Annotated in this window: 20 protein-coding genes; 10 read left to right on the top strand and 10 right to left on the bottom strand. The window is 38.5% G+C overall.

Annotated features, from left to right (window positions below):
- Positions 1 to 7: 7 nt before the first annotated feature.
- From V6C17_RS04610 to V6C17_RS04565, 10 genes are all read right to left on the bottom strand, one after another.
- A complete protein-coding gene (locus tag V6C17_RS04610) occupies positions 8 to 1210 on the bottom strand; it encodes an iron-sulfur cluster carrier protein MrpORP (protein WP_333521372.1) in 1203 nt (400 codons plus the stop codon).
- Between the two features lie 31 nt (positions 1211 to 1241).
- Positions 1242 to 1610 carry a NifB/NifX family molybdenum-iron cluster-binding protein gene (locus V6C17_RS04605; protein WP_333521371.1) on the bottom strand — a complete coding sequence of 123 codons (369 nt, stop codon included), beginning with the start codon at positions 1608 to 1610 and terminating at the stop codon, positions 1242 to 1244.
- A 75-nt stretch (positions 1611 to 1685) separates the two neighbouring features.
- Entirely contained in the window at positions 1686 to 2648 is a 963-nt protein-coding gene (locus V6C17_RS04600; RefSeq protein WP_333521370.1) for a phenylacetate--CoA ligase family protein, read from the bottom strand.
- A complete protein-coding gene (locus V6C17_RS04595; protein WP_333521369.1) occupies positions 2645 to 2884 on the bottom strand; it encodes a TIGR03905 family TSCPD domain-containing protein in 240 nt (79 codons plus the stop codon). Before V6C17_RS04595 ends, V6C17_RS04600 begins: the two co-directional genes overlap by 4 nt.
- A gap of 41 nt (positions 2885 to 2925) precedes the next feature.
- Positions 2926 to 3813 (bottom strand): ATP-binding protein, encoded by an 888-nt coding sequence (locus V6C17_RS04590; protein WP_333521368.1) that lies wholly within the window; start codon positions 3811 to 3813, stop codon positions 2926 to 2928.
- Complete coding sequence (locus tag V6C17_RS04585) at positions 3813 to 4661, bottom strand: ATP-binding protein (RefSeq protein WP_333521366.1); 849 nt, start codon at positions 4659 to 4661, stop codon at positions 3813 to 3815. Before V6C17_RS04585 ends, V6C17_RS04590 begins: the two co-directional genes overlap by 1 nt.
- 107 nt (positions 4662 to 4768) lie before the next feature.
- Positions 4769 to 4984, bottom strand: coding sequence for a hypothetical protein (locus V6C17_RS04580; RefSeq protein ID WP_333521364.1), 216 nt, complete (start codon positions 4982 to 4984; stop codon positions 4769 to 4771).
- Between the two features lie 57 nt (positions 4985 to 5041).
- A complete protein-coding gene (locus tag V6C17_RS04575; RefSeq protein ID WP_333521363.1) occupies positions 5042 to 5431 on the bottom strand; it encodes an iron-sulfur cluster assembly scaffold protein in 390 nt (129 codons plus the stop codon).
- 96 nt (positions 5432 to 5527) lie between these two features.
- Positions 5528 to 6448 carry a cation diffusion facilitator family transporter gene (locus tag V6C17_RS04570; protein ID WP_333521362.1) on the bottom strand — a complete coding sequence of 307 codons (921 nt, stop codon included), beginning with the start codon at positions 6446 to 6448 and terminating at the stop codon, positions 5528 to 5530.
- 277 nt (positions 6449 to 6725) lie between these two features.
- Positions 6726 to 7157 (bottom strand): DUF134 domain-containing protein, encoded by a 432-nt coding sequence (locus V6C17_RS04565; protein ID WP_333521361.1) that lies wholly within the window; start codon positions 7155 to 7157, stop codon positions 6726 to 6728.
- 243 nt (positions 7158 to 7400) lie between these two features.
- On the opposite strand from V6C17_RS04565, the gene V6C17_RS04560 reads away from it, so the two are divergent.
- From V6C17_RS04560 to V6C17_RS04515, 10 genes are all read left to right on the top strand, one after another.
- Positions 7401 to 7919 (top strand): YeeE/YedE thiosulfate transporter family protein, encoded by a 519-nt coding sequence (locus V6C17_RS04560; protein ID WP_333521360.1) that lies wholly within the window; start codon positions 7401 to 7403, stop codon positions 7917 to 7919.
- Positions 7916 to 8440 carry a YeeE/YedE thiosulfate transporter family protein gene (locus V6C17_RS04555; RefSeq protein WP_333521359.1) on the top strand — a complete coding sequence of 175 codons (525 nt, stop codon included), beginning with the start codon at positions 7916 to 7918 and terminating at the stop codon, positions 8438 to 8440. The genes V6C17_RS04560 and V6C17_RS04555 overlap by 4 nt, the downstream gene beginning before the upstream one ends.
- Before the next feature lie 41 nt (positions 8441 to 8481).
- Positions 8482 to 9054 carry a class I SAM-dependent methyltransferase gene (locus V6C17_RS04550; protein ID WP_333521358.1) on the top strand — a complete coding sequence of 191 codons (573 nt, stop codon included), beginning with the start codon at positions 8482 to 8484 and terminating at the stop codon, positions 9052 to 9054.
- A 226-nt stretch (positions 9055 to 9280) separates the two neighbouring features.
- Complete coding sequence (locus V6C17_RS04545; protein WP_333521357.1) at positions 9281 to 10189, top strand: helix-turn-helix transcriptional regulator; 909 nt, start codon at positions 9281 to 9283, stop codon at positions 10187 to 10189.
- A gap of 76 nt (positions 10190 to 10265) precedes the next feature.
- Entirely contained in the window at positions 10266 to 11096 is an 831-nt protein-coding gene (locus tag V6C17_RS04540) for a nitroreductase family protein (protein ID WP_333521960.1), read from the top strand.
- 53 nt (positions 11097 to 11149) lie between these two features.
- Positions 11150 to 11485 carry a nuclear transport factor 2 family protein gene (locus V6C17_RS04535; RefSeq protein WP_333521356.1) on the top strand — a complete coding sequence of 112 codons (336 nt, stop codon included), beginning with the start codon at positions 11150 to 11152 and terminating at the stop codon, positions 11483 to 11485.
- Between the two features lie 61 nt (positions 11486 to 11546).
- The gene (locus V6C17_RS04530; protein ID WP_333521355.1) at positions 11547 to 11843 is read left to right on the top strand and encodes a Dabb family protein; all 297 of its coding nucleotides are present in this window, start codon (positions 11547 to 11549) and stop codon (positions 11841 to 11843) included.
- A gap of 370 nt (positions 11844 to 12213) precedes the next feature.
- On the top strand, positions 12214 to 12444 hold the full coding sequence (locus tag V6C17_RS04525) for a pyridoxamine 5'-phosphate oxidase family protein (RefSeq protein ID WP_333521354.1): 231 nt from the start codon (positions 12214 to 12216) through the stop codon (positions 12442 to 12444).
- A 414-nt stretch (positions 12445 to 12858) separates the two neighbouring features.
- Complete coding sequence (locus tag V6C17_RS04520; RefSeq protein WP_333521353.1) at positions 12859 to 14190, top strand: GTP cyclohydrolase; 1332 nt, start codon at positions 12859 to 12861, stop codon at positions 14188 to 14190.
- Between the two features lie 332 nt (positions 14191 to 14522).
- Positions 14523 to 15734 carry a M20 metallopeptidase family protein gene (locus V6C17_RS04515; protein ID WP_333521352.1) on the top strand — a complete coding sequence of 404 codons (1212 nt, stop codon included), beginning with the start codon at positions 14523 to 14525 and terminating at the stop codon, positions 15732 to 15734.
- The last annotated feature ends 10 nt before the right edge of the window (positions 15735 to 15744 follow it).

The raw sequence follows: 15744 nt of genomic DNA, 5'->3' as shown, positions 1-15744 counted from the left end.
CAATAATTTAATGCCCGCCGCAACTGTGTCCGTGTTCGTGATCACAAGAATTTCCAGAGTCAACTAGTTCGCCCTTCATATATTTATCAAGGAGGTTTTCAGGAGTATCTGATGGGGCGCCGCAAGTTACTTTTACACCACGGTTTTGTAAGATAGCTTGTGCAGCCTCACCTATGCCGCCTACTATAATATCGGTGCAGCCTTGATCAGCAACCCAGTTAGGAATGACACCAGGTGCATGAGGGGGTGGCGTTAATAGCTCCTGCTTAATTATTCTGCCATCATTTACAGTAATAATGGCGAAGTGTTCACAATGCCCAAAATGCGTACAAAGTTTTCCACTAACTAAGGGTATAGCAACTTTCATAGATTCTTCAGCACCTTTCTGATTTATAGGGAGCAGATTTATTAACTTATCGATAATACTCTGCATTTCTATTTTGATATTATGGTTTAGGGTGTCTATACTTCGATCCTCATCACCAGCGGTCACAATACTAGGGTCAATTGGCAATCGCCCTAAAAAAGGAATTTTGTAGTCAGAAGCGGTCTTTTCACCACCTCCAGCTTTAAATATATCGTGAGTATTGCCGCAAGTAGGGCATATAAAACCACTCATATTTTCAACTATTCCGAGGATTGGCATATTTACCTTCTCGCAAAAATGGATAGATTTTCTCACATCTGCTAAAGCAATTTCTTGTGGGGTTGTAACTATGATTGCCTTGCAATCAATAATGGTTTGTGCTACCGTAAGAGGCTCATCGCCTGTTCCAGGTGGGCTATCGATGATTAAAAAATCGAGAGGTCCCCAGTCAACATCTGATAAAAACTGGCGTATAATACCGATTTTTAATGGCCCGCGCCATATTAGAGGATCATCTGGCTGATTCAATAACCCTTGAATTGAGACAACCTCTAAGTTTTCATTATATAGGTATGGATGTATTCTACTACCGCTAGTATTTAATTTAAGATTGGTAAGACCTAATAGTCCAGAGATACTTGGACCATGAACATCGACGTCTAGTAGACCAACTCTGTAGCCTTGATTGCTTAGAAAAATTGCTAAATTAGTAGCAACCGTACTTTTTCCAACGCCACCTTTACCACTCATCACGACTAATTTATGGTTTACCTGCTTTAAAAACTGATTAATTATCTGACTCTGTGCTTCATAATCACGATCTTTATTGCTGCTACAAGACATTATAAAATACATCTCCTTTAGTTTGGATACATTACCTTTTCAATTCCAATGCATTTGGAACATTAATAGGTTTCAGCTTGCCTTCTTGAAATTCCTTAAGTGCTCCCTCAACTGTACAGTTTTGTTCATTAAGTGCATAAACTTCGATTTTTTCAGCCTGCAGTACTCTTAAGGCTTTTGGACCGACATGTCCAGTAATCAATACTTTGGTTCCGCTCTTAGATAGATTCTGACCTGCTTGAATGCCGGCTCCGTGGGCAGCCTCAAGGTTTTGCGTATTAGACATACAATCCCAAGTGCCGTTTTCTGAGTCATAAATAACAAAATGATCAGCTCGGCCAAATCGAGAGTCAACTGTGGATAGATGGTCTTCACCATGCGCCGTAATAGCAATTTTCATGACAGTTCCCTCACTTTTTTACAAATATATGATATAGTTCACGTACTGAACGTTGATAACCGCTAAACATTTTATCTAGGGAATGAAGATAATCCGAGGAGAGGTTCGACCACAAGAGCATTTCTCGTGGGTAATTACTGCTTTATCACCGGTTCGAAAGCGAATAAGTGGTGCTGCTTCACGAGAAATCGTAGTAATTACTAGTTCCCCCTGTTGCTGATCTTTTAGGACTATGCCTGTATCTGGGTTGATAATTTCGGCATAAAAATGATCATCTTGCACATGTAAGCCCTGACGCATATGACATTCACCAGCGATTCCTAATGATAAGACATTAGAATTTCCATAAATGGTATATACGGGCACCTGGAATTTTTCTGTTAGTTCTTTACGGAGATCTTCAGAACATTTTTGCTCCTCACAAATCAGACTCATCAATGGCAGGTTTGGTATTTCTATCCCGTTTTTTAGTAAAAAATCAGCAAATATTAATAACGTATCCGGAGCTGAAAATATCGTCGTTACACCAAAATTCAAGATGTTAAGAAAAGAGTTTTTAAAGTTATTCGCTTCATTGGCAACAACAGTGATTCCCAGCATTTCTGCGCTCTGCTCTAGTGAACGAGCGCTGATTGACAGGGGAGAGTTCCCGATATTCATCAGCACGGAGGTTATCGTAATATAACAGCTAACTAAACTTCGGGCAATCATTTCCTGCTGCCCTATGATATCACGTGATGTAAGCCCAACTGCAATACCAAGGTCGGGTGTTTGTTCAAATCTTGCAACACCGCTAACTGGCATAGTCAAAAATCCAAAAGGATAATTATTAGCTAAATCAGTAGTTGTTGTAAATGGCAGCTTATGAATATCATGGATAGACTTTATATTAGCTGGTGACAGTCCTATAGCATGAAACCGCTCGTAATAAAATTGTGTTTTCTCATAGACACGTTCAATTGTAGTCTGAAATTTTTGGCTTTGCAGCGATGTTCGTGCATCATTGTCCATGGTCTCTATTTCAGTGTTTAATATCATTTTTGTAGTGTCTCCAATGCCTTTGCCAATTGGTCAGTACAGGAAGTACCATTACGGCAAAGGTTACCTTTGAATTTTTTTATTACTTCATCGATAGGCATTCCCTCGATCAAGATGCTGATTGCTTGAAGATTTCCAGGACATCCACCGACGAACTTAACGTTTTTTATAACACCGTTTTCAATTTCAAATTGAATTTCTTTCGTACATACGCCTTGTGGAATAAACGTTTTCATGATGAAATCTCCTTACTTGAATGCCTCTAAATTATTGGATCTTAACTTTTTCTTGAAACCACCGAAAGTTCCAGCTTGTCGGCAAGATTATACCAAAGTTCTAAAAGGGAAGTTTTTACTTTAGCATTCTCTGGCATTTCTAGTACACTTTTGCCTGCCTGGGCAGCTTTGCTAAAAATATCGCTGTATGGCAGCTGCCCGGCTACTAAAATAGAATTATTTTTACACCAATTTATGATTTCCTGGGTGTTTTCTGGGTGCAGAGTACTCTTATTAATGCATATTAAAAGCGGTAAGCCAAAATGGGATACTAAATCTGTCAATCTTTTTAGGTCATGCATACTAGATACGGATGGTTCGACAACGGCCAATACCAGATTAGCGCCGGACAAAGAGGCGATGGCAGGGCAGCCAATTCCCGGCGGACCATCAGTAATAATTAGTGGTAGACGAAGGTCGGAGGCAATTTTTTTCGCTTCTTGCCGAACTTTACTTACAAGTTTGCCAGAGTTCTCAATTGCGAGACCAAGTTCGGCGTGGACTAAACATCCTAAACGAGTATCTGATATAAACCAATGACCGGCTTGCTTTTCGCGCATGCTTATCGCATGTTCAGGGCAATTAAAGGCGCAAACGCCACAGCCTTCGCAATTTAGACTTGAAGTGACAACACCGTCGGTAATTGCTTTGAAGCGACATAAAACGGTACATTGGCCGCATTTAAAGCAGGCTTTCTCATCTATGTAAGGTTCAAAGCCAGCTTTAAACTCATTGGTTTTTTTAATTTTTGCACCACTAATCAAATGAAAGTTTGCGGCATCAACATCGCAGTCGACAAGTACTTTTCGTGGTGCCAAATAGGCAAGCGCTGCACTAATACTGGTTTTTCCTGTACCACCTTTTCCGCTGACTATAACCAATTCTTTCATTAGGTTACACTCCTTTGTGACTTAAGCTGTTCCCATATTTGATACGCAGTCTCTGAAAAATCACTTGGAATATGACCTGCCGCATATTGTCTGGCGAAGGAAAGATTGTGGGGTATTTTAGCAAGTAAAGGAGTATCACGTCTATTACACAGATCTTCGATGCTTTTATCCCCAGCAAATTGGTCATATTTATTTACCACAACGCCTGTCGGTATATTTAATAAGCTAGTAATATTCATTGCTAGTTCCAAATCATGCCGGCCTAGCGGAGTATCTTCTGTTACTAAGATACAATAGTCACTATCTTTTATGGCCGAAACCATTGAACATGAAGTTCCAGGCGGACAATCTACCAGGACGTCTTCAGTGATTTTTGCAGTTTCTTGTTTGAGCTGTCTAATAAGAGGAACAGCACTGGGAGTGCCTACTTTTAGGGTACCGCTTAACAACTTAACTTGTGGATGCTTTGTTGACCTTCCTAAATTAATAGTGCCAATGCTTTTTGATTTTTCATATATAGCATTATTGGGGCAAGCAAGCAGGCAACCTCCGCAACTATGACACAATTCGTCAAAGAGAAGTGCGCTTTTTCCGGATATGCAAATCGCATTAAATAAACAAACAGCAGAGCATGCACCGCATCCATTACATAAATCAGTATTAATATGTGGAATAGGTATTGATATCTCACGGCTGGGAAATTGCATTTCAGGGTTTAAAAACAAATGGCAATTTGGCTCTTCGACATCACAGTCAACCAATGTAGTATTTGAACAAGTAGTTGCGAGAATTAAGGCGAGAGTGGTCTTTCCTGTTCCTCCTTTTCCGCTGGCAATGCTTATCAGCATTGAGTTACCTCCTTATGGGGAAAAATAGTGCTCTTCGCTCAATGTTGTGGCAATAAATTGGATAATTAGACCTCAAACTGACAATGTGAAGAGCCCAACTTTAGTTGCTAAACATTATTTTCCTTTGCAATATTACGGAGTTTGGCTGCTTGCGATTCCAAGCGTTTAGCTTGTTCTTCTAAAGTTTGTGTTCCTTCATAAGCGCCGCAATTACTATTTAAACCTCTGCCCATCCGGTTTCCAAGTCCTGAACTTTGCCTGCAGCTACGCCCACGACCTAGTGGACCGTGTCCTGAAGGACCTGTTCCGTCTCCTCTTGGCATAGAATTCACCTCCTCTTTGAAAAATGAACTATATTTCATAACTAAAACAAAAAAATATTAGACGTAATCACCAATGCTCCTTCCTTGTTTGACTAAATAATCACTAACTGCAGCATGTAAGGCAGCAGCGCCAAGGTTTGAGCAATGTTGTTTTAGCACAGGAAGACCATCTAACTCATTGAGGATGTCTTGATCTGTAATTTTTAGAGCTTCCTCAATTGTTTTCCCTTTAGCAATTACAGTGGTTGCACTTCCAGATGCAATTGCCGCCGCACAGCCAAAGATAAGGAAACTTACATCCATAATTCTTTCATCGCGTACTTTAATGAAAACTTGACAATTATCTCCACAGTCAGGTTCACCGATGTTACCAATTCCATCGGCATCTTGCATACGTCCAACATTTCTAGGCGAGGTAAAATGTTCAATTACTTTTTGTGAATACATTAAATTCGCCTCCGTTATGTTAATTATGAAATATATTTCATAATTAACATATATTATTTGGAAATAGATGTCAAGTCAATAGAAGAATTTTTTCAGTTAGATTGGAAGAGTATTTTTCTCGATAACTAGATTAACGTGGGATTCAGATGTTGCGCTAGGTTCTAGGTGAATCATTACATCACAAATCCCAAAGTGTAATCTAATTTTAGATTCTAGTTGTTCGCAAATAGCATGAGCCTTATCGAGAGGCATATTTTTATCAAGGATAAGGCGCATATCAATGATGCGACAACATCCGGATTGTCTTGTGCGTAATCGATATAATGAAAGTACTTGAGTATGGTTGTTTACAATTTCAAAAATTAACTGTTCTTCTTCTAACGATAGGCTAATATCTGTTAACTCTAAGATATTCTTTTTTATTATTTTATAGCCTGATCTTAAAATAACTAGCCCTACTATAATGGCGATAGTTGGATCAATCCAAAGACAACCAGTAATTTTTATAAAAAATAGACTGAGAAGTATTCCAACCGAAGTCCACATATCTGCTCTTAAATGAAGTGCATCTGCTTCTAAAGCAGGTGAGTATGTTTTTTTAGCAACCGTAGTTATTCTTGCGGAAACAAAGTAATTTGCAATAATAGAAACAATCATTGCCATCATCCCGTAATCAATATAGCTTGGTAAAGTGACTATGCTGTATTTTTGACAAGCTTCATAAATAATCCAAAGTGCAGCTGCAATAATAAACATTGCCTCAGCGGCGCCTGATAAGTTTTCAAACTTCCCGTGGCCATAGTGATGATTTTTGTCAGGAGAGGTAGTAGATTTTGTTATTGCTAAAAAGGTGATAAGAGAAGCCAATAAGTCGCTTGCAGAATGAATAGCCTCAGAAATGATACTGATTGTCCCGCTTGCAATCCCGATAACTAGTTTAAGAATAAGCAATAAAGAAGTCGAGGCTATAGAGAGTATGATAGTGTTTCGTTTTAAATGACTAATACTCTCGGTCATTATAGGACCTCCTTTTAAATCCTTGTATTATACGGGGAGTAACTGACTAACGAAGAGTATGGATGGTCTTTATTATGAAATATATTTCACAATAAAGACGCATTTCGCCCTAAAGCTAGAATCAAGATATGCTATGTTATATATTTTTGAATAGTTCCAAAATGGTTTATAAAAAAAGTACGATGATAGTAATATTACTGCCATCGTACTTAAGGATAAAGATATGTATACTACAATAACTATTAATTATGATTATAAAAATCCATATCTACTCGTTTTAATCTTCACGACAAACGGTAGGTGCTTGGCAGTTTGGGCATGTCAAATCATGACAGCGTTGTCCTGTACCACGAGCCAAAGTCCACTTATGACCACAAGTTTCACAAATAAAATGCCGTAAACTTGTTTGGCAGTGATGTGCTATTCGGTAGCTGCCACCATCTACTCTTAGGGCATGACCCTTCCATAAAGCATTTGCAATTTTTTGATGCGCTTTATTGAGAATACGATGAAATGTTGGGCGCGATACTTCCATACGTTCAGCAGCAGAGGCTTGATCTAGCAGCTCAATATCCGCTAATCTTAATGCTTCCATTTCTTCGATAGTTAATATTATTTCTTCTAACTGGCGTAAGGGAATTCCAGCGGGTTTATAATGTGTATCTGGTGGGAGCTGTTCAACTCTGCGTTCTTTATTTGGACGACCCATGGTACTCCTTTCATTTTGTGAACTATATTTCGAAATAAATATATAATACATGGCGGTTGTCTGTCAAGAATCAGATTGATTAGATTAAAATAGAGTATATAGTTATATTTCGAATTTAAATCTAATATTTATAAACGATATATTTTTTTATGTAAGAGTTGATTTTATTTAAAGGCTATCATATATTTATTATATAGCCCCCCCGTAGGGGTGGGTTTAAGTGATTTTGGAGGAGGAAAATATATGCGAGAAACAGGGGGATGGAATCCGTATATAGCAGGAATACTTAGCGGTTTTGTTTCTATTGGATCAGTTTGGTTTGTTGGAAAATATTTTGGTGCTTCAACAACTTTCGTTAGGACGACGGGTATGCTGGAGAAACTCGTTGCGCCGGAACGAATAGCTAGTATGCCTTACTTTATAAAAGAAGTACCAATTATTGACTGGCAGTGGATGTTTGTTATTGGTATCTTAATAGGATCTTTTATAGCGGCAGTTTCATCTGGAAGTTTTCGCTTACAGGCAGTGCCTTCAATGTGGAAAGAACGATTTGGTGCAGCGATTTTTCCTAGAGCTACGGTTGCTTTTATAGGGGGTATGATTGCAATGTTTGGGGCGCGTCTCGCTGATGGATGCCCTAGCGGACATGGACTAAGTGGTGTTACACAGCTTGCGGTCAGCGGGTTTGTTGCCTTAGTTTGCTTCTTTGTCGGTGGATTGATTTCAGCAAATCTATTATATAAAGGTGGTGGGAAATCATGATGGAACTATATGGTCTTATAACCGGGATTCTTTTTGGCTTTCTTCTTCAGAAGGGGCGAGTTTTGCGTTATGATAAACAAATTGCTGCTTTACGGTTACAGGATATGACTATTGTGAAGTTTATGCTTTCTCACATTTGTGTAGCTATGGTTGGTGTATACATCCTTTATGATTTTGGACTTGTTAAACTTTCACTTAAACCTATGATTTTAGGGAGCGTTATGCTAGGTGGAATATTGTTTGGATTAGGTTGGGGAATGTTAGGATACTGTCCAGGTACTTCACTTGGAGCTTTGGGTGAAGGTCGATGGGACTCAATTTGGGGTATTTTGGGAATGCTTGTTGGGGCTGGTATTTTTGCTGAAGTCTATCCTTATTTACAGAAAACTGTTCTAACATGGGGTAACCTTGGAAAAATTACAATACCTCAGGTATTCGGTATAAATCATTGGATCATTATTTTGATATTTATAGTTTTTACAATTCTTTTGTTTCGCTGGTTGGAGAAAAAAGATTTATAAATACTAAATTGTAAGAGTTAGTATAGCTGATGGAGGTTACTATGCATCATAAATTCGACGTAAAGTCTTTTGCAAAACTTGATAATCCTGAGCGTAGAAAAAAACTGCCACCAGAAGAAGTTCTAAAAAGATTTGGTATTCAAAAAGGAAATATAGTAGCGGATATTGGTTGTGGTATTGGATATTTTACTATCCCAGCAAGTAATTTAGTTGGTTTAAATGGCAAAGTATATGCAATGGATATTTCGGATGAAATGCTAAATATGGTAAGCGAAAGAATTCGGCAATCCGGAGTAGAAAACATTGAGATAGTACAGATTAGGGAAAATGATTTTCTGTTAGCCGATAACTCAGCTGATTTTGCAGTAGCTTTTTTTGTCCTTCACGAAGCAAATGACTTACAGCGCTTTTTACTTGAGATACACCGAATATTAAAGCCAGGTGGGAAATTAGCGATAATTGAATGGGATAAGCGAGAGATGAATCAGGGTCCTCCTGTAAGTCATCGAGTTTCTCAGGAAGATGTACATTTATGGTTAACACAAACTGGGTTTGTAGTCAGACCGATCAAAGTAGAAGAAGATTTTTACGGATTATTGGCGACTAAGGAATAAGGGTTATTATTTTCAGTACGTACTAAATATTTCATCAACTATGCTGAGTGTTAGTTTAATACAAAAAAACACAAGCTACTTTATTTACTTTAAGATCGCGTCCATCAGATGCATGGATGACTTATCATAAAATAATACACTACAGTCTAACATTGCGTTGCAGGTAGCATTAAATATGACGTATTTATGTCATATTTAATGCTATAATTATTTCGGGTGATAAAAAATGAAAATGAACCGATTATTTGAAATAATGACTATCTTACTTAATAAAGGAACTGTCACAGCCAAGGAACTTGCTGATCGCTTTGGTGTATCGACGAGGACAATTTACCGCGATATAGATGTTCTCTCCGCAACTGGTGTTCCTGTGTATATGAGCAAGGGCAACGGAGGAGGTATATATCTTCTCGAAAACTATGCGATCAACCGGACCCTTATTTCAACTCAGGAAAGTGAAAGTTTGCTGCTAGCGATAAAAACCATGCAGGCGACTCAATATCCAGAATTAGATAGGGTCTTGGAAAAGTTGGGGGCAATATTTAAAGACACTTTGAGTCACGATTGGGTTGAAGTTGACTTTTCGCCTTGGGGTAGCAGGGCGGAAGAAAAAAATAAGTTCAACGACATAAGGCAGGCCTTGATCCATCGTAAAGTAATCCGTTTTCAATATGTGAATGCCGAAGGGCAGAAAAGTAGTCGTTCGGCTGAACCAGAAAAATTGATTTTTAAAGACAATGCATGGTATTTAGTGGCCTTTTGCCGAGTGCGCCAAGAGCATAGAACATTTCGAATTTCCCGATTAAAAAAGCTGGAAGTATTACCGGAAACATTTGAGACCAGAAGGACTTCTCGGCAACATTTCGAGACGAAAGATTTTTCCCAACCACTTATTAATTTAAAACTTCGCTTTCAGCCAAAGGCTTTGAATCGGTTATATGATTATTTTGATGACACTTATATTACCCAGAATGATGACGGCAGCTTTACTATGGACGTTGCTTTACCCGAAGGCGAATGGATCTATGGCTACATCTTATCTTTTGGCAGTTTGGTAGAAGTGTTAGAACCGGAACATGTCAGAATAGCCATAGTGGAAAAAATAAGGCTAGCCTCAAATATTTATAATCCATAGTTTTAATATGACATACAGTTGTCTTATTACTTTGTGTATAATTGAGAAAAACATGAGGTGATAAGCAGTTATGACTATGGATTTTATCAAAGTCGACCAAGGCAAATGTACCAAATGCGGCACATGTGTTGCCATTTGCCCAGGTGTTATTGGTATGAGGGAAACTGGACCGCAGGCAATACGGAATCTTTGCATTAGCTGCGGACAATGTGTGACTGTTTGTCCTGAGGGAGCTCTGGATAATAAGAATTCACCGTTGGACAGGCAGGTTCCCATTGTAGAAGACTCCGTTCTTAATTCGGATATAGTCGCTCAGTTTTTGCGGTCGCGCCGGTCCATACGCAACTATCAGCTAAAGGGTGTATCCAGGGATAAGATAGTGCAGCTTTTGGATATCGCTAGGATGGCACCGACTGCATGTAATTCGCAGGGAATCGCCTATTACATAGTAGATAATCCGGATACTCTGCAACAGATTTCGGCGACCGTTATTGAATGGACGGCGAGTGAACTGAAAAATTCTCCAGTGATGGCAGCATCAAAATATGCACCACATACGGCAATGATGGTTGAGCAATACCGTCAGCGGAGTGAAGACGTTGTCCTCCGCTCTGCGCCATGTTTAATTATAGCTGTAACCAATAAGGATTCTTTTGCCACAGGGAGGGATAATACTTATATCGCATTTTCCTACCTGCAACTGTTTGCAACATCTTTGGGATTGGGAACGTGTTGGGCTGGTTTGTTTGAGTACTGCGCCGCGTCAGGCTATGAGCCTCTCATTAAATTGTTAAATATACCGATAAATATGCAAGTAACTAGTGGAATGATGGTTGGCTATCCAAAACATACCTATCATCGATTGGTGGAAAGAAATCCATTACAGGTCACTTGGCAGTATTGTTAATTATCGCTAATAAACTGACTAGCCGAGTAAAAGATATTTAGGGGTGAACTACTATGGAAATAAAAATGGTACCAGTTATAGAAGCCTTTTTTAAGGCAAAAAACGATTATGATAGTACGGAATTCATTGCGTGTTTTACTGATGACGCCGTTGTTCAGGATGAAGGGCGGGAGATCTGCGGAAAAACTGCTATTAAAAATTGGATTGAGGCCAGCATTGAAAAATACAGAGTTACTGTCGCGGCCAAGAGGATTATTGAGCGTGACAATGAAACTGTTCTTACCGCACAAGTATCTGGTAATTTTGAAGGGAGCCCGGTTTTATTTGATTATCATTTTGTGATTGGCGAAAATAAGATCAGTCGTTTGCGTATTAAATTGACGGAGTGAGCTTGTAAAAATAGCGTTGAAAAATGCGCGAACTATTATACTTTTGTGAAGGAGATATAAAATGATTATAAACAATCTGCTGCTTAAGCTGAAAGACAGAAGTCCAGAAAACATTGCGAAGACCAAAGATGTGCTTCTAAGCATGAAGGGAAAGATAGAAGAACTTATCGATCTGAAGGTAGAAGTCAATATACGTTCAGGAGCATCATCATATGATATTTTGCTGATTGCTAAATATCGTTCGATGAAGGACTTAGAGGCTTATCTAGTTCATCCAGCTCACATTGAAGTAGGAAAACACATCGCAAGTGTGTTGGAAAATAGTGCAGCAGTATGTTATGAGTGTGAAGATATTTGAGGAGTGGCGCATTGAGGTCAAGGATTTAAAAAGGCGGTAGGAAGTGAATTAAATTAAATAAAACCCATAGCAGCCCTAAGGTCAGGGATGTCTATGGGTTTATTCTTTTTACTACAACTAATAGCGTTTGACTATTTTGTACTTTGCATTCGGCTCCCTTTTTTGAAAAGCATAATATTTGTGCCAGTCTCGTGGACAATATATTTATGAAATGGGTGAAGAGGAGTTTATAAAAATGAGCATATACGCGAATTAGCTTTATAAATAGCTTGAAGCGGGCTGTCACATATGGAAGACAAATTAATGAATAGCGGCACATGGTTTCTAACATAATAAGCGAAGCATAAACATTTATATTGGAGGTTAAATCGTGAAAGAAGTATATGATTTTCTTAAGAAATGCAATACGTATTATCTGGCTACTGTAGACGGTGACCAGCCAAGAGTGCGCCCTTTTGGAACTGTAAATATTTATGAAGACAAATTATATATCCTAACAGGCAAAGATAAAAATGCTTCAAAACAGATGCAGGTAAATCCTAAAATTGAAATCTGTGCTGTAGATGGCAGTGAAGGATTCGTGTCGCTGCAACTGCAGTAAGAGATGACAGGGTAGAAGCGAAGCAAAATATGCTTGATGCATACCCTGATTTGCAGAAAATTTATCAGTCTAAAGATGAAAACACAGAGGTACTATATCTGCAAGATGCTACAGCTACGGTTTACTCATACACCGATGAACCCCGTATAATTAAGTTTTGATTGTTAGTTTAATGAATATTACGGATTTTGATATGGAGATATGTCAGTGTAGAATTTACGCAGAAGCTATTTTCTAAAAAGAGCCCTCAATTATATTTGAGCTGTTCCGGTAAACTTCGCTAAAGAATGTGATGTTAAGCTTACGGTTGCCATTTGGTAGTCGTGAGCTTTTGATTTTTGATAGGGCAAAGAAGAATAGTTTTCTTTATGTGGTATAATTGGTTAAGAGATTATTAAGGACACGGTGATTGAAGTGGCGAAGATAAATATTGCGGTAGTAGGTCCGTCCGATTCTGTAGCGCTTATTTGTGATGTAGCACAGGAAAAAGCTGATAAAATAAATATTTTACCTTTTATTTATCAGGATGCACCAGAGGTTCCAGATATAATTGCGCAAAATGACGATAGAGTAGATGCGTGGCTGTTTTCAGGTAAAGTTCCACATATGTACGCCTTAAAATCTAATAAGACTTCCAAACCATTGTTATATATACCGCATACAGGGTCCAGCCTATATAGAGTGCTCATTCAAATTCTTTATATAGAAAGACTTGAGATAGATAGAATTAGTTTTGATACTTTTAGTGCTAAAGAAATTGAAGAAACATTTACCGATATATCCTTAGATATGCCTGAGTATTATACGAATGAATACAGCGGTACGATTTCAGGAGAAGAATTGACTAAATATCACTATGATCTATGGCAAGATAGCAAGACTAGCATAGCTGTAACTTGTTTCCATTCCAGTTTTCGAAAGCTTAAGCAGTTAGGTATACCGGCTTTTCGTATCTGGCCGACGCGGAGTAATATTCGATCTATGCTGTCTACTGCTATTAATAAGGTGGAAGCGGCCAGGTTTAAAGGTGGACAAATTGCTATACATCATATTGTCATTGGAGGCTATGATGATTTCGTAAGGGAGGCTGCTTCCGGTTACGATGCTAAGAGAAAAGAATTACAGCTATATGATATTCTTATTAAATATACAGAAGCCGTTAAAGGTTCGATTTTGATGCACGATAATGGGCGATATACTATTTATTCTACCAGGGGAAGTGTTGAAGAGGTTACTAAGTCTTTCACCACTATTCCAGTTCACGAGGATATAACGCAAAAGCTAGCAATTAATGTAAGTGGAGGTATCGGTTTTGGTCAAACTGCACATGCCGCTGACCAAAATGCTCATGCTGCGCTGGGCTTGGCACGACAGGCAGGCGATGGTAAATGGATGGTAGTTCTTGATAATAAAGTTGCTTTAGGACCTTTGAATTCAGCTGTGCATATCAAGTATGAGATAAGATGTGAAAATAAGGATGTGCGGAAATTAGCTGAACAATTAAATGTAAGCATAACTACAATAAATAAACTGATTGCTGTATTCACTAAGTTGGAAAACAAAGTAGTAAACGCTGATGACATTGCATTATATTTAAATATAACAACCCGCAGTGCGCGGCGCTTACTAGGAAATTTAGTTGACAATGATTTTGCTGAATTGGTAGGGGAAGAAGGGGTTGGTAAAGGTAGACCGCGCAAACTATATCAAGTACTGTTAAATAAATTAGTCGCATTAGTTAAGTGATATAAAAAATAAAAAAATGATTAAGGAAATGTCTTTTAAAAGTCCTAAAAACATGTTATCATAATCTTGTGGTGAATTAATATAATAATATTGCAGGTAAAAGCAATGAGGCTTTTTGCTATCAATCAATTTATGATCGATCGTAAAGGCCTCATTTTTTGATTTATTGAAGCAAATAAACAAATAAATGGAGTTTATAGTAAATTAATAGAGCAGTAATGGCGTACTGTGAGAACAAGTTGAAGTAGATTTTTTTACCCTAAAAAGGAAATGTCCATATAATGACCGAAATTACATATAAAATCTGGTAAATAAAGGTGGTTTGTTATGCTATGTGGGAATGTCCAGCAGAGTTAGAACAAATGATTATTAAAATGCGCAGGGATTTTCATCGCTATCCTGAGTTGAGCGGACAAGAAGAAAGAACTGCTGCAGTAATTACTGATTTTCTTCAATCCCTAGGGATTGAAGTATATAGGTGCAATGATAATTACGGGGTATGTGGTATTATAAGAGGCTCAAAAAAGGGACCGGTTATTGCTCTGAGGGCTGATATGGATGCCTTGCCAATAACTGAGGAAAATGACGTAGAGTATAAATCCCTAAATTCAGGTATTATGCATGCCTGTGGACATGACGGTCATATGGCAATTTTATTAGGCACGGCAGCAATGCTTGCGGAAAATTGCTCTAACTTATCCGGAACTATAAAACTGGTATTTCAGCCTGCAGAAGAAGCATCTCCGAAGGGGGGAGCAACAACAATTATGCAGGATGGAATTTTAGATGATGTTGACGCAATTTTTGGACTGCATTTGTGGCCGGAGCTGCCGGCTGGTCACATTGGGATAAAAACAGGTGCGTTAATGGCGGCATCTGACAGATTTGCTGTAACAATTAAAGGACGTGGAGCTCATGCCGCCTATCCGCATCAGGGTATAGACGCTATAACAATAGCAGCAGATACTATTCAAGGTTTTAGCCATATCATTAGTCGCCGGATTGATCCTGTAGAAGCAGCAACTTTATCAATTGGCACAATAAAAGGTGGCGAGAGATACAATGTGATAGCGCAACAAGTATGTTTTGAAGGTACGATACGTACCTTAAGTGAAAAAGTACGCCATGAAATTCCTAAATATATGGAAAGTATTCTCGGTGGATTAACGCAAGCTCAAGGTAGTAAATATATCTTTGATTATAAGCCAGGGTATCCTGTATTAAATAATTACAGTATCCCTGTTGGAATTGTTAATAATGCAGCAACAGCAGTAATCGGTGATAAGTCAATACATAGCAATATCAAACCAACTTTGGGGGCTGAGGATTTTGCCAACTATCTAGTTAAGATACCAGGGGCATTCTTTTGGTTGGGATGCGCTAAACATGATCTACACCCGCAGGTCTTGCACAATTCGAGGTTTGACATTGATGAAGCTGCATTGCTAACAGGTGCTAAGCTGATGTATCAGATTGCCCTGGAAGCTGTTGAGTATTGTTATTTTGGAGGTGATAAATGTAATCCTCAAGATAAAATAAATTAAAGTGATAAGG

Source organism: Dendrosporobacter sp. 1207_IL3150 (assembly GCF_036763085.1).
Taxonomy (GTDB): Bacteria; Bacillota; Negativicutes; order DSM-1736; family Dendrosporobacteraceae; genus JBAIYU01.
The sequence above is the reverse complement of the archived record's forward strand: the minus strand, read 5'-3'. Positions and strand labels throughout refer to the sequence as shown.